Origin of the sequence: Acinetobacter sp. S40 (assembly GCF_016624705.1) — a bacterium.
GTDB lineage: Bacteria > Pseudomonadota > Gammaproteobacteria > Pseudomonadales > Moraxellaceae > Acinetobacter.
The window spans coordinates 57,525-71,664 of record NZ_JACVTU010000007.1; the positions used below are offsets into that span (position 1 = coordinate 57,525).

Annotated in this window: 9 protein-coding genes and 1 CRISPR repeat array (1 of these 10 running past the window's edge); of the genes, 1 reads left to right on the forward strand and 8 read right to left on the reverse strand. The window is 38.0% G+C overall.

Annotation, left to right across the window (positions count from 1 at the left end; translation table 11 throughout):
* Window positions 1-1,938: a CRISPR direct-repeat array (repeat unit 28 nt; unit sequence TTTCTAAATGACGTATGCCGTCATGAAC); it begins 1,393 nt to the left of the window's first position.
* Window positions 1,939-2,070: 132 nt separating this feature from the next.
* The 6 genes from cas6f to cas1f all read right to left on the reverse strand — a co-directional run bounded on the left by cas6f (window position 2,071) and on the right by cas1f (window position 10,848).
* Window positions 2,071-2,679, reverse strand: a complete 609-nt coding sequence (cas6f, locus tag IAE19_RS10285) for a type I-F CRISPR-associated endoribonuclease Cas6/Csy4 (RefSeq protein ID WP_200460849.1) — start codon at window positions 2,677-2,679, stop codon at window positions 2,071-2,073.
* Window positions 2,679-3,725 carry a type I-F CRISPR-associated protein Csy3 gene (gene csy3, locus IAE19_RS10290; RefSeq protein WP_200460850.1) on the reverse strand — a complete coding sequence of 349 codons (1,047 nt, stop codon included), beginning with the start codon at window positions 3,723-3,725 and terminating at the stop codon, window positions 2,679-2,681. Before csy3 ends, cas6f begins: the two co-directional genes overlap by 1 nt.
* Before the next feature lie 2 nt (window positions 3,726-3,727).
* Window positions 3,728-4,834 carry a type I-F CRISPR-associated protein Csy2 gene (gene csy2 / locus IAE19_RS10295; protein ID WP_200460851.1) on the reverse strand — a complete coding sequence of 369 codons (1,107 nt, stop codon included), beginning with the start codon at window positions 4,832-4,834 and terminating at the stop codon, window positions 3,728-3,730.
* Window positions 4,835-6,175 (reverse strand): type I-F CRISPR-associated protein Csy1, encoded by a 1,341-nt coding sequence (gene csy1 / locus IAE19_RS10300; protein WP_200460852.1) that lies wholly within the window; start codon window positions 6,173-6,175, stop codon window positions 4,835-4,837. It abuts the gene before it with no gap.
* Window positions 6,176-6,379: 204 nt separating this feature from the next.
* Window positions 6,380-9,886, reverse strand: coding sequence for a type I-F CRISPR-associated helicase Cas3f (gene cas3f, locus IAE19_RS10305; RefSeq protein ID WP_200460853.1), 3,507 nt, complete (start codon window positions 9,884-9,886; stop codon window positions 6,380-6,382).
* A complete protein-coding gene (gene cas1f, locus IAE19_RS10310) occupies window positions 9,886-10,848 on the reverse strand; it encodes a type I-F CRISPR-associated endonuclease Cas1f (RefSeq protein ID WP_200460854.1) in 963 nt (320 codons plus the stop codon). Before cas1f ends, cas3f begins: the two co-directional genes overlap by 1 nt.
* A 285-nt stretch (window positions 10,849-11,133) precedes the next feature.
* Here cas1f and IAE19_RS10315 point away from each other — a divergent pair, with 285 nt between their 5' ends.
* The gene (locus tag IAE19_RS10315) at window positions 11,134-12,963 is read left to right on the forward strand and encodes a monovalent cation:proton antiporter-2 (CPA2) family protein (RefSeq protein ID WP_200460855.1); all 1,830 of its coding nucleotides are present in this window, start codon (window positions 11,134-11,136) and stop codon (window positions 12,961-12,963) included.
* Between the two features lie 76 nt (window positions 12,964-13,039).
* Here the strand turns inward: IAE19_RS10315 and IAE19_RS10320 are convergent, their stop codons facing one another.
* Window positions 13,040-13,384, reverse strand: a complete 345-nt coding sequence (locus IAE19_RS10320) for a hypothetical protein (RefSeq protein ID WP_200460856.1) — start codon at window positions 13,382-13,384, stop codon at window positions 13,040-13,042.
* A gap of 282 nt (window positions 13,385-13,666) precedes the next feature.
* The gene (locus tag IAE19_RS10325) at window positions 13,667-14,074 is read right to left on the reverse strand and encodes a GFA family protein (protein ID WP_200460857.1); all 408 of its coding nucleotides are present in this window, start codon (window positions 14,072-14,074) and stop codon (window positions 13,667-13,669) included.
* Window positions 14,075-14,140 lie beyond the last annotated feature (66 nt).

Genomic DNA, 14,140 nt, shown 5'->3' on the forward strand with positions numbered 1-14,140 from the left:
TATGCCGTCATGAACGAAGTGGCGGCACTAGAGTATTTGATCATATTTTTCTAAATGACGTATGCCGTCATGAACCTTGCGAAATACGACTTCATCTTTGCAGATATTTTCTAAATGACGTATGCCGTCATGAACGCTAAAGTTGGTTTAGTTGCACTAATTGATGATTTCTAAATGACGTATGCCGTCATGAACATTTTGTCAAGCTTAATAAATCCGCAATTCGTTTTCTAAATGACGTATGCCGTCATGAACTGTCTGAAACAAGGATAGTCACCTCACTATCTTTTCTAAATGACGTATGCCGTCATGAACACGCAAACGGCCCCAGCCTGCCAAATCTAGACTTTCTAAATGACGTATGCCGTCATGAACAGTCATGGGTGGCATTTATGGCAAATACCATCTTTCTAAATGACGTATGCCGTCATGAACAAATTCATGCAGATGGCCATAAGCCCTATCTATTTCTAAATGACGTATGCCGTCATGAACGGGAAGCCTGCTGAAATTTTTTCAATTGCATAATTTCTAAATGACGTATGCCGTCATGAACTGATTACACTGAGAAATGGACAACATGCCAATTTTCTAAATGACGTATGCCGTCATGAACCTCAAAAAAGATTAAAAAATGTGCTGCGGTGCTTTCTAAATGACGTATGCCGTCATGAACATTAAAAAATGTGCTGCGGTGCGGTGCAGTACTTTCTAAATGACGTATGCCGTCATGAACATAACAGGCGATTGGGTTTTGTTGGTGAATAGTTTCTAAATGACGTATGCCGTCATGAACTTTTAATCTCCTGCATAACTTTGTCATGCAACTTTCTAAATGACGTATGCCGTCATGAACCAAGACCAAACATCCCAAGAAGTCCTAACATATTTCTAAATGACGTATGCCGTCATGAACCCAACAAGGAACAAAAATTGACGGAATTGATATTTCTAAATGACGTATGCCGTCATGAACAAATTTGATCATAATGGTAATTTTACAATGTTTTTCTAAATGACGTATGCCGTCATGAACTATTCCAATGCTTTACGATATCTTTGATAAATTTTTCTAAATGACGTATGCCGTCATGAACTATGGTATTATTTTTGATTTTGATTAAATTATTTTCTAAATGACGTATGCCGTCATGAACACGGAGGTGACGACGGTGACGGTTCTGGAACTTTTCTAAATGACGTATGCCGTCATGAACTACAACATCTAAAAAGATTAAGCATAGCGTTATTTCTAAATGACGTATGCCGTCATGAACCATCAATTCCAAGATCAACAGCAGCAAATGCATTTCTAAATGACGTATGCCGTCATGAACCTGAAGCATGTGCTGCTTATCCCTCGTTATCTTTTCTAAATGACGTATGCCGTCATGAACAGATATTTGTAGTACTGCTCTGGAGTCATTTTTTTCTAAATGACGTATGCCGTCATGAACGTGCATGTAATGAACCTAGAGCGACAACGATTTTTCTAAATGACGTATGCCGTCATGAACAAGGGCATTGGCGGTGTAGCTTTATCTGTAGCTTTCTAAATGACGTATGCCGTCATGAACGCAGCAATAACGTGCATACCACGCACCCAGTCTTTCTAAATGACGTATGCCGTCATGAACTTTACTCCCAGATATCAATGGTGCGCTGATTTTTTTCTAAATGACGTATGCCGTCATGAACTGTGCTGTACCAAGCTTTTCAGCACCAATATTTTTCTAAATGACGTATGCCGTCATGAACAAAGACCTAGAGGCAGACACCGAGGCTTATGATTTCTAAATGACGTATGCCGTCATGAACCAGAAGATGCTACTGATGCGTTTGATATGCAGTTTCTAAATGACGTATGCCGTCATGAACAAAAATGCGGGCGCAATCATGTCTGATGACATTTTCTAAATGACGTATGCCGTCATGAACAGTAATAATAAAGCAAAAAAACAAGTTACAACAGGCGTTTATCTTAGATTCAGGCAATTTACCCAATCAAAAAACGACCTACTGTAACTTATTGATTTTATTAAACTGTTAAAGAGTAGAAAAAATATTGGGTTAAAACTCTGGAACTGCTGCCATTCGGCTTAATCCATATGTTCCAAATTTTCCAGCTTTTGCTTCATCAGCAAAAGATTTACCAATGTATAACCTATAAAATCGATCTATATTTTCCTCTCGTTTAGCACTGAGACTTTTTAAACTCACATAAGGCTCAGTCACAGGCTGATCAACATATTCCTTAAAATGTTGTTTTGCTTCACTTAAAGAAATATTACGGCGTCGTGCTTGATGAGCAATTCGTGTATCTAAATCCATTTTCGGATTCACACGGTAATAATATGCATAACTTTTAATATCTTTTGGAACTTCACTTAGTCTTTTAATATGCACATAATCAACCAATCGTTCTAGCCAGCTCTCTAGATTCAATTGCTGTAACTCGTTTTCTGTATTGGCAAAAATACGGATTTTATTACCCAAAAAACCTGTTTGTTTTTGCTGATTAATACGATACTGTGGAAAAGATACACCAAAAGGTATCTTTTCCTGAGCGTCAATATGTTCAACAAAAGCAATATGTAATTGGGTATAAACTTTTGACCAAAGAAAATACGCAGAAGTATCTTCATCAGGTAAAAGTGTAAGCTCAATATAATATTGCATTATTTATCACTCTCACCAAAGACACCGCCACGTACTAATACAGACATTACATAATGCTGCTGCTCAATTTCAGGCACTTTACCTGCATTCACCCAGCCATCAAACAAGCTATAGAAATCTTTCCCTTCTTTTGGCTGACGATACGCTTTCCCTTCCGAAGTCACTGAACCATAGGGTTCAACCGCAATCGGCTTGGTTGCATCTGGATACCATGTATCGATAGTGCGTAGTGCATTACCAATTTTTTGTGAGTGGATTCCTGCATCTTTATCTTTAATTTTGTAAAGCGTTTTACTTTTTTTGCCTTTGGTATTCCCTGTATCCAAAATTAACTCTTGAGAGGGATACACCTCTTGTCCCTCTCCTAAACGGGCAAAACCTGTAACATGCAATAATACATGCTCATCACCAGTTAAGCCTGACTGAATCCAGCTAGAAAGTTGCGCTAACGATTGTTCTTGTTCTGAATGGACTTTAGCCTCATTTAAACGATTAGCCAGAGCATCAAAATTTAATTTTGTACTTGGCTTGCCATCAACAATACGTTCAACGGTCACAGTAACATTTTCTGCACCGATACGGTTTCGCCATAAGAAACGTCCATTTGCCAGATTTACAGCATAACGCCCAGCAAGCTCCTTAAACTGTGATTCAGTTTTATACCCTGAAGTTACTGCTTCAAGGCGCTCTGCAAAGCTTTCATCATTACAGGCAGAGGGTTGTCCCACATTCGGTAAAACACGTAAGGTAAATGTAACAGCAACGGTATCTTTACCTTGTGGTAATGCTGCAATATCAACTGTTTGTAAGTTTGCTTTTTCGACTGCTGCATTAATATAGGCAGGATCAATTTCTTTGGCATTTTTAGGGCGATTTGAAATTGTGCCTCGTACTGATTTCTCCTGAATTTGAATTGTCGCTGTACCTGCACCTTGTTGAATATCATTCCAATTCACTGCGGTCATACGTCCATCCGATGGGTCTAAATGACGGTTAAATGATAATATTGATGCAGTTTTAATTTTTGCTGCTGGAGCTTTAGCCATGATTAATCTTCCTGTTCTTCTAAGTCGGGTTCATCAAACTCAAATGATTGTTCTTCTAATTCATTTGACAATAATTGGATGTTTAATTTTGGTGAAAATGGTTGAATTAGCTCGTATACACCCACTTTAGGCTCAGGGTTATACGTCCATAAAATTTCGGTTAAGTCATTAATTCGATGAGGACTTTGCCATTCCCCCAAACTCAATAAAGTTTCAACAAAAGTTGCAGGATATTTGTGATCTCGTAAGCCGGAAATGACACCTTTTTCTTGCAAGTCTGTTAAAGCCGCATAACCGATTGGAATCGGCACTAACCATCCTTTTAAATGCTCAGGACGAGGACGTACCTGCCAAACTCCTTTAGGCTCTTCTTCAGAACCTGATTGCGCTTGTTCTGTACTCGCAAGATTCAGGCGACTAATATCCAGTAAAGTATCTAAGACATTAGGTTCATGTCCTTGAGTATCAAAATAAGTTTCTTGTTGGCCTAACCATTTTTGATGGGTAAGCAATACTTCATGTCGGTGCAATAATGCAAAACTTGGCAATAACCAATGACGCAACTTTTTAGTTTTAGCTACAGCATCAGACAGTGACCAATTCATCAATTTAGGTTTTACTCGTCGATGAGGAAAAACTGCTCCACCAGCCAAACGCATACCATAAATGAATTGATTGATCTGCTTTATCAGGTTTTGGGTTAACAGATTTAACTCATTATCATTGGCAGATAAATGTTGCTCTACATCCTCACCACTTAAACCAATGACTAATGTCACCTCAAAATGCCCTTTTCCCTCTTCTACCATCGCAGGTGTTGAACCATCTGACTCTAATGGATGTCGAGCAAGATTAAGTTGATAGGGCGAATATCGATAATCACTGCTTTTTGTGACTTGGGGTGTAAATTGATGACACAGAATCCCAACACCACAACACTCAATATCCCGATATTGTTCAATCGTATTTAGTTTACGTTGTAGTGCATGGGCAAACCCTGTAAATGCACTGGGTGCAGGAAAACCCCACGTCAAATGGCTACTAATAATCGAGGCATTTTCAACTTGTAAACGTACCAGATATAATGCTTTCGGATAGGAGTAACTCATTTAGGCAAACTCCTCTTTCATCAGTCGCAACTTATCCCGTAATGCAATTGACCATACTCGAGCTTCATGATCATCTAGATCTGCTAACTTACCTTTAGTGGTTAAAATTTTATTTAGCCACCCTCCAAAGTTAGAACCAACCTCGGTATGCCAATCTCGATCACGATAAGCCTCTAACCACTCTTTTTCTTCATCTGTCAACGTGTCCAAATCTTCTTTATCAAAAAGTTCCTCTCGATAACCACGATCTAACCAAAAACTTTCTGCTTGACTAAATTGACGACTTGGTTGAAGTGTCCAACCTGAATTTGCACTTTGTTGCAGCTCAAAGCTCATATCAATGACACAATCCACAAGCTGATCGACTAATTCATCTCGCCTATGGCGAAACTCGACATTATTTTGACCATATTCATATCGATACATATGAATGATAGACTTTAAAATCGGTTTTACATCTTTACGATTGCTTAAATAGCCTGTAAATACCGAACCAGATTTTGGTAACTCCACTATCAGCCCTTGCCAAACAGGTGGTAATGATGGCAATAACCACATTGAACCACGCCGATCGCTATTCAGTTGTGAAATATTCTGGGGCTTACTCCCTCCGTAATTTTGAACCAATAAGTTTGGATATTCTCGACTTTCCTGTGTCTGATGCAAACCCTTAAAGCGAGCTTCACGTAAAACCTTATTTTGCTCTCCAAAACGATCATGTGAAATTTGCTGATAAACGCGATGTACCAACGCACTTGGATATAAAATTACCAAGATATGATAGTTATCCTGATTCACAGGAAAATAAACCTGTTTGGAAAGTCGACCTGCATTTAATTCCGATGGAATTCTACTAAATGCCAAAAATCGTTGATAACGAATTTCTGCCTGTTCAACATTATTTGAAAGTGCAGCAATAAAGTCTTGATCCGCTTTTAATAAACGTTCAAGCAATGAAATTCCGTTAAACTTTTGACGTAATAGCTTAAATACATCCAGAACAGCAGCATTCCCAATCACATCAGCTTCAAGTTGAAGTCCTTGCGAACCAACGAAATCATGGGTTTTGTTCTGTCCTGCATAAAACATTGCCGACGCTTTCGAACTTGGGTGATGCTGTTTAGGAGTATGTGTTGCAAGTCGAATTTGACTCACCCGTAAACTGGCATCGTCTAACCACGTTTCAGATTGATATTTTTCAAATAGCTTTTCACGTTCAGTAAAGTCATCTTGTTTTAGCTTCTCCAACTTTTCATTTAAACGGCTTTGAATGTATTGCTCAATCACGGCTCGAATGGTTGGTGGTGAAGAATTTTCACTCGCGTCTATTTCGGGTATCATTTGTACTCTCATTATAATTTTAAACCTATTTAATTGTAAATCTAATTTAAATTTTATATTCTTCAATTTAACAGCTTTATTTTGCTTCAACAAGCAAAATTGATTAAAGTTCATAAGCTATTGCATCAATAGTTTAGAAATATTTAAATGTTAATCACTTTTATTTACCGCACAGGTAACTTAGAGTTAAAGGATTTATAAGGTTTACTCCCTTATAAATCCTAACCAATCGTGATAAAGCCATTTCTTTTGGTCTGCCAATTTGGGTAAGTTTAGACTTAAATAGCGAGAACAATTTTCAGACCAACCTCGCTCTACCGATGCCATATCTAAATATTTTTGAAGCGCCATTTCAGTCTTCTGATTCGGCCAACAATGAATTTGAGGATTATTGACTAATTCAATTCGTCTAACCAAACTTTCAACCAACAACCAATTTCCTGTTTTTTCATTATATTGATACAGCTTTAAAGCTTGTTCTTCATTCTCTGCTCTTAAAGCAGTAAAAAATTCAGCCTGTGACTGCCTAAAACGGCTTAAAGTTTGCAAAATTCCTGTGTAGTGAATCGATGTATTCCAAAAACTATAGGCAGGAAACTTGATTGGGGACACATCAGTAGAACGCATGTCAGGACAAATACCATGCCCCAACAAAATATGATGCATACGATCATGTTCTAAATCGGCTAAACGTGGATAGCCCGATTTTTCATAAAACTGTTTAAGATAATTTGCAGGTGATTGAGTCAGACGAGCGATTGAATCTAGTTGTTTAAAATGTTTAATATCCATTAAACCTGCATTTTTTGTATCATCATTTCCTCTCAAAAAATGCCGAGCTGGATGAAACTTAAATCCCTCTGCTTCAAAACCAGGACGTGAGAAACAGGTTTGTTGAGGATGTCTAAAATGACGGATATTGGTTTCCATAATAAAGACATTTGGCTGTGTATAGGGTTCTATTCGATGCCGTCTTGCTCGACCAGAAGCTTGAATAATCGAACGCATTGAAGAAGGTTCAATGATCATCCAGTCATAATCATGGTCTCTCCCTACTTCACAGACAGGTGAAGCTAATACCAAAATAATCTGTTTTTGTTCAGGATATTTCTGCAACCAGCCTTGAACTAGATGGTGATCATGCGGTTGCTTACCATTATTGCGATCTAAAATTTCATCCAGATATTTTTCAATATTGGCTCGAATCAACAATGGAAAACGGGAATGATATACACATAAATGGATACGAGTGTCGACATCAATTTTTTGTTTTAATAACTGTTGAGCAACAGTTGCCAATGGATCGATATTGGCAAAACGCACTAAGCCCACACTATATTGTTTATGTGTTTGTGGATCAGTAATCGCATTTGACTGATGGACTTTCAGACTTGTATCTAAAATATGCTGAGTAAAAATCTCGTGCCACTTTTCAGTCGTAGGGATTTGTCTAGGCAACCCCACCCATTCTAAACTACGTCTTTGTGTGACTTTTGCAAGTTCATTTAAATAAGCCACTCGTTTTTTTGTAAATTGCCGATGCGCTTTTTCAAATACAGGATTAGCCTCCGAGTTTGTGACTGTGCCATCACATGGAATGACTTGGTGACAAATACTTTTCTCATTTTCATCAAACCATGCTGCAATAATCGGCTGGTTGGCTTGGGTACGATGCAAATTATAGAATTTTCGACCAGAACTATAGGCCAGATATAAACCATTAATTTCAGCAGGAGTTAAGGTCGCGGAGGATAATAACACCCGACTCCCTAATAGGCCTGACCAATACACTAATCGAGTAAGCGCATAATAATCATCTGGTGAAAAATCATCTGGCTCATCCAAGATTAAATCAGAAGACATCAGCCGCAGCATTGGGGCAATTTGTCGGCCGCCTCGTGTACTTTCAGTGGCAGGAATTAAATGATCGATAGTACAACACAAGATTGGACTCATCAGCATTTTCTTAACCTGATGATTGCCTTTAAGCCATTTGGTAAACAAATGATCGTGACTTAAAACTCCCTCAAAATCCAGTTCGGAATCTTCAAAATCAACGTTTAAATCAGGCTCAAATAATCCACTTAAAGATTCTGATCCCATCATTTTGGCTAATTTGGGGTTTTCTCTGGGATCAAGGTTTTCTGTATCCTGAAGTAATTGCTCCGAACCTGCATGGCTATATTGTTCAAATATTTCTTTAACCGCGCCGCCTCCCACCATAATGGCTAAATCAGTATCATCCAGATTTAATTTTTGTCGTAATGCCTTGCCTGTTTGTAAGGTTAAAGTTCTTAAACCTAACGCAATATTAAAACGAGCACCTTTTTCAGGATCAGCCAAACCATACATAATTCGAGTATTCGCCAAGGTTTTACCTCGGCCAGTGGAAGCTAAATTAACACCGAAAAATCCATGATTTGGATAGTTTTTCTGAATGCTACACGCCTCCTGATAAGATTTGTCCTGCCATTTATAATAAGAATTACTGGTTTTTCTTTCTAAAACTTTTTGTTTTGGCAAACGATTAAATAATTCATTTAAACGAGTTAAAGCACCCATGAGTTGTCTGGCGGATTGACTTACACCAATCAAATGATCATCTAAGGGCTGTTTTAAATCACCCAATCGATCTGTATTGGCATAACATGGATATTTCGGATCATGCCATTTGGCAGTTGGTTCACAACTCGAATAATAATGGTCAGATAACATTAAGACCAAACGGGAAACATGACTTAGGTAAGGATCAGACAAATTAGTCACTGGATATGCTTTATGCAGTTGTAGAAGCTTTATTGCACAGCTATTGATTTCTTTACACCATGTATGGCTGTTAAAAGGAATGTGTTCTGCTTTTATTTTCCAGCATTGCTGAATCTCTTTTTTTTGATTTTGATCATCAGCATCGTATTTTTTGGGATAACACCATTTAAAATTCAAGTCATCCAATACTGTTCTAAACTTGGAAACTGCATAATTTTTATCGCTATTTTTATCTTTACTTAATATATCATTAGGAATTGGTAAGCGATGATGTGAAACAATCAACCATGCAATCAGTTTGGCAAGTTCTGGTAACCCCTGAAATAGTGATCCATGCTGTGGTTGATCAGGAGAATCCTGAATCATCTTTTCCAACCACATATAATCATCATTTTCAGGTGAAATTTTAATTAATTTTTCAATCCATAATTCATCATTATGATCACATGATTTTACAAACGCTTCAAATAATCTTAAAGAAATCCATTCATGCCTAAATGGATCAGCAATCGGCTTTTTATTATATTTTGCATTGGCAATTTTCTTGGCAAAAAATGGATTGATCTTGCCAAAATCATGAAACATTGCAGCTATCCGACTTAATACAGCAATCAGTGGAGCTGTGTGCCAATTGGTATCATTATAGTCCAATTTAATTGGCCTAGCTGTCCGATTGACAGGCACAATCCCCTGCTCATTAAACTTATTACGATTTCCCACGATCCACATAAGTTCACTTCTACGACGGCCACGTATCCAATGACAACTAACCGCAGTATTTTTAGTGACTGTTTTTCTAAGTAGCTTTTTAACCGCCAACAAACCGTCTTCAGTTATGATGGTTTGCCACGTGTTATCACCTATACGCTCTGCAAATGCATCCAACACACGGCGAGTTCGAGGAATGGCTTTCTTTTCACATTGAGAAATAAAGGTGACAATCATTATTCACTCTCCGAACTTGGAAAGCTTTTAGATGCCTGTAATTTCACTTGTTCAAACATCCAATCCAAACAACGATAATCCGTGAACTTTTGTAGGAGTTGTTGGCGGAACTCCTGCTCGGTTGCCCCCTCTTTGGCACAAATAAATGCCCAAGGTAGAACCACAGCATCTTTAATCAAATCCGCCACATCAAAGACCAATGCACCACGTCGGGTTTTTCCATGCATCACTGCAAAACTGTGTGAAATACCTAATACCCAAAGCGTGGTTGCACTTAAACCATATGCGAGATAATTCCCATGATTCAGAAAATCATTGGCTAAATCTCCCTGTTCAGGATTTCGCTCAAAACTGAGTTTGCAACGAGTGGCAGCAATTTTATAAAGCTGTTTGGTGGTCATTGCCTCAGCAAGTAGTAAATCGCCAACTTTGGTTTGATGTGGAATTTTCTTTTCAAAACCATTTAAAGCTTGACTAATATCTGCATCATCCAGATAAAAACCTTCATCTTTTATATCCTTATCTTTAGCCCAAATTCTACGTATATATTCAATGCGAGCATGTTGAAAAGCTTTAGCAACTTGCAAACGTTTGGCTTCATCAAACCAGAAACTCATCCAGCCTTGCATGTACTCGGTTGGGCGATATTCACTTTGTGGTGTGAGCCATTCCACTTCACTACCTGCAAATAATGGTGTTCCCCCGCCACCACAAAAACCAACCAAAACCCCGGCGTTACACAACATTCGCATCGCTGCCTGTGTGATGGATGTTCCTGTGCCCAATAAAATTACGGTGGTATTGGCAATGGGGATATTCCAATATTGATTTTCATTTTTAGCCTCAGCCAGATAAAGAACTCGACCATCTTTTTGCATGACTCTGCAATGCTCAAGGTAATATAAATTCGCACGTTTAGAATGAAGAATTGCTTTTAAATCAGAAGGATTAAGTTGTTCCATTTTTATCAAATCATTTTTTTAATGATTTCGAATTTATCATAAGTATTTAGGTGTTTTTATAAATTAAATGCTTTTTAGCGACGTATATTGTCGCTAAAGATTCAGTTTAATCATGGAGTTATTTAAAATGTCTATGAACTTATAAAAATTAAATAACAGTGTATAAAATCAGAGTGCCCCCCCACTTAGATGGATAAATATCTAAACAACTTGTTATGATTTACGTCATATTATTCAACAATAATGATTCCTACTTTGGAACAATACATTTTTTGAGCATAGTTTATGGCAGCAGAAGCGCACTCTCTTGGACTGCTGAGTCCCGTTATTTTACTCGCCGCGGCCGTGATCGCCGTTCCGCTTTTTAAAAAACTCGGACTAGGTTCAATACTTGGCTATCTGATTGCGGGTTTAATAATTGGGCCGTTTGGATTCGCATTTATTCATGACCCCGCCTCTATTTTACATATCGCTGAACTTGGTATTGTGATGTATCTCTTTATTATTGGCATGGAGATGCAGCCCTCACATTTATGGAATATGCGACGTGATATTTTTGGTTTAGGAACCTTGCAAATCACTTTTTGTATTATCGGTCTAACTGGTATAGGTCTGCTCTACGGTTTTCCATGGCAGATTGCTTTTATTAGTGCAGCTGGATTTGTACTTACTTCCACTGCAATCGTTATGCAAGTGCTGGGAGACCGTGGTGATTTAAGCCAACCCAATGGTAAAAAGATCGTTGCTATTTTATTGTTTGAAGATTTACTGATTGTTCCATTGCTCGCTATCGTGGCATTTATGTCACCGAATCAAGTAGTAGAAAGCACGCCAGATCGTCTTAAAGATATTGGTATTGGACTTGCCGCAATCGCAGGATTAGTTGCAGCTGGGTGCTGGTTACTTAATCCGCTTTTTAAAATACTGGCTGCAGCCAAAGCACGGGAGGTCATGACCGCTGCCGCATTACTCATTGTATTAGGTGCAGCATTACTAATGCAAACCACGGGTTTATCTATGGCCATGGGTGCATTTCTTGCGGGTGTTTTACTTTCTCAGTCAACCTTTCGTCATCAGATTGAAGCTGATATCGAACCCTTTCGCGGCATTTTATTAGGGTTATTTTTTCTTAGCGTGGGTATGTCGCTGAATTTATCAGTTGTACAAAACAATTGGCTTCTCATTTTAAGCAGCGTTATTGCGTTAATGTTAACTAAAGCAATTCTAATATACGTGGTAGCACGCTTAACTAAAAGCTCACATGCTACGGCTTTAGATCGTGCTGTGATCATGGCACAGGGGGGTGAATTTGCATTTGTGCTTTTTACAGCAGCGGCAAGTGCACAAGTTATTGATGAAACCATTAAATCTAATCTGACAGCAATTGTAGTGTTATCCATGATTTTCACCCCATTACTGGGTATTGTGATGAATCGTTTAATTCGACCAAATAAAATGACCTCACTTGATAATGTGGAACTCGCCAATGATTTGCATGGAAATGTATTACTTATTGGTTTTGGCCGCTTTGGACAAGTTGCCAGTCAGCTTTTACTGGCACGTGGAGTCGATGTCACTCTGATTGATACTGATATCAACATGATTCAAAATGCCACCAAATTTGGTTTTAAAATTTATTATGGTGATGGTACACGTCTGGACATTTTACGCGCCTCTGGGGCTGCTAACGCTCAAGCGATAATGGTTTGCGTTGATAATAAAGATATTACAAATAAAATTGTGGAATTGGTAAAACATGAGTTTCCTTTGGCAAAACTTTTAGTACGTTCTTATGACCGTGAACATTCATTGTCTTTGGTAAAACAGGATGTAGATTATCAAATTCGTGAAACCTTCGAGTCCGCTCTTTTATTTGGCGGTGCAACACTGGATGCTTTAGGCGTTGATAGTGACGAAATTCGGACCATCACCAAAGAAATACGTGAACTGGATAAAGAGCGCTTTGAAACTGAAATTGCAGCGGATGATGTAGAAGCAGGTATAGGTTTCCAATTTTCAAATACTGAACGTCATCCTCGTCCAACTTCACCTTTAGTCAAACCAAAAACTCATAGCCAACTTTTAAATGAGTCAGAAACTTCTGAAACAAAATAGCAAAAAACTATTTAAAATTATGAGCACGTTGAAGCTCATATTTCTGATCAATTACTTAAGCTGAAGACATTCGGCTTTATTTTTTGCTACTTAAAAGGCCATCTGCTGCTGTGACTACAGCTTTCTTCTGTTGACGTTGATATAGACAAAGTTCTCGTCCTTTTCTATTTTTCATATGAGTTTGAGGGTAATTTCCTTCCAGCACTAAAGCCGAATAACCCACACGGTCATCAAATAACATAATATCGCTAACCGCTTTGGCATTCTTCAAACCACTGGCTTTGACACAGGCAGTTTTAACCGCTTGATCATGTTGTTTCCATGCCTGCTCTGAACTGGCATGGGTCATTCCAGCAATCATGCTAAATATAATCAATAGCACTTTTAAAAGAAGTGAAGTCTGATCTGTTTGCTGTTTCATAAACACCTCAACTTGTTTTGTCAAACTATCATGAAATGGAACTGGGTAAAGAGATAGCAATACACACAAGATTTAACAGCATTGATAGTAAAATGTTATACAGCTTATTACCGATAAATAATACCGTACCAATGAATGGAAATAGATACGTCTTAATAATAAACACTCTGGATATATATTCTTCAGAATAAATTTAGCAATATTCCATTAAATGTTAAAAATAATAATATTTCTCTAGCTTCATGCTGATTAATTTAAAATATAAACAGATGTGGTTTCATTTTAATTTATAGAGGGTAAAGCTTCAGGATATTGCGGAGCCTGATCACCAATCACATGCCAAAAAGCTTTGGAATTAACATACGCATGGGAAACAACATTCACATCCACGGATTCATTAATAAGTCCTGCCCGTAAACGCACCACATCTGGTTTATCCAGACGTGCACTATAAACTGGTGAACCACATTGTTTACAGAATACGCGTTTTTTATTTGGCGTTGCAAAATAAGACTGTAAAAGATTTTCTCCTTTTACGACTTGCATATCCTTGATTTCAACCTGAGTAATCGCAGCAAATGCAGCGCCTTGTGCCTTTTGACACTGTTTACAATGACATATATAAATCGGATTTAAAGGAGCCAATAGTCTTAATTGAATACCCTCACATAAACAAGATGCTGTAAACATTTTTTCGCCTTTTGATGACCAATAATTTAATAAAGATATTGCATAAATCCAAAAGCTCAACCAACA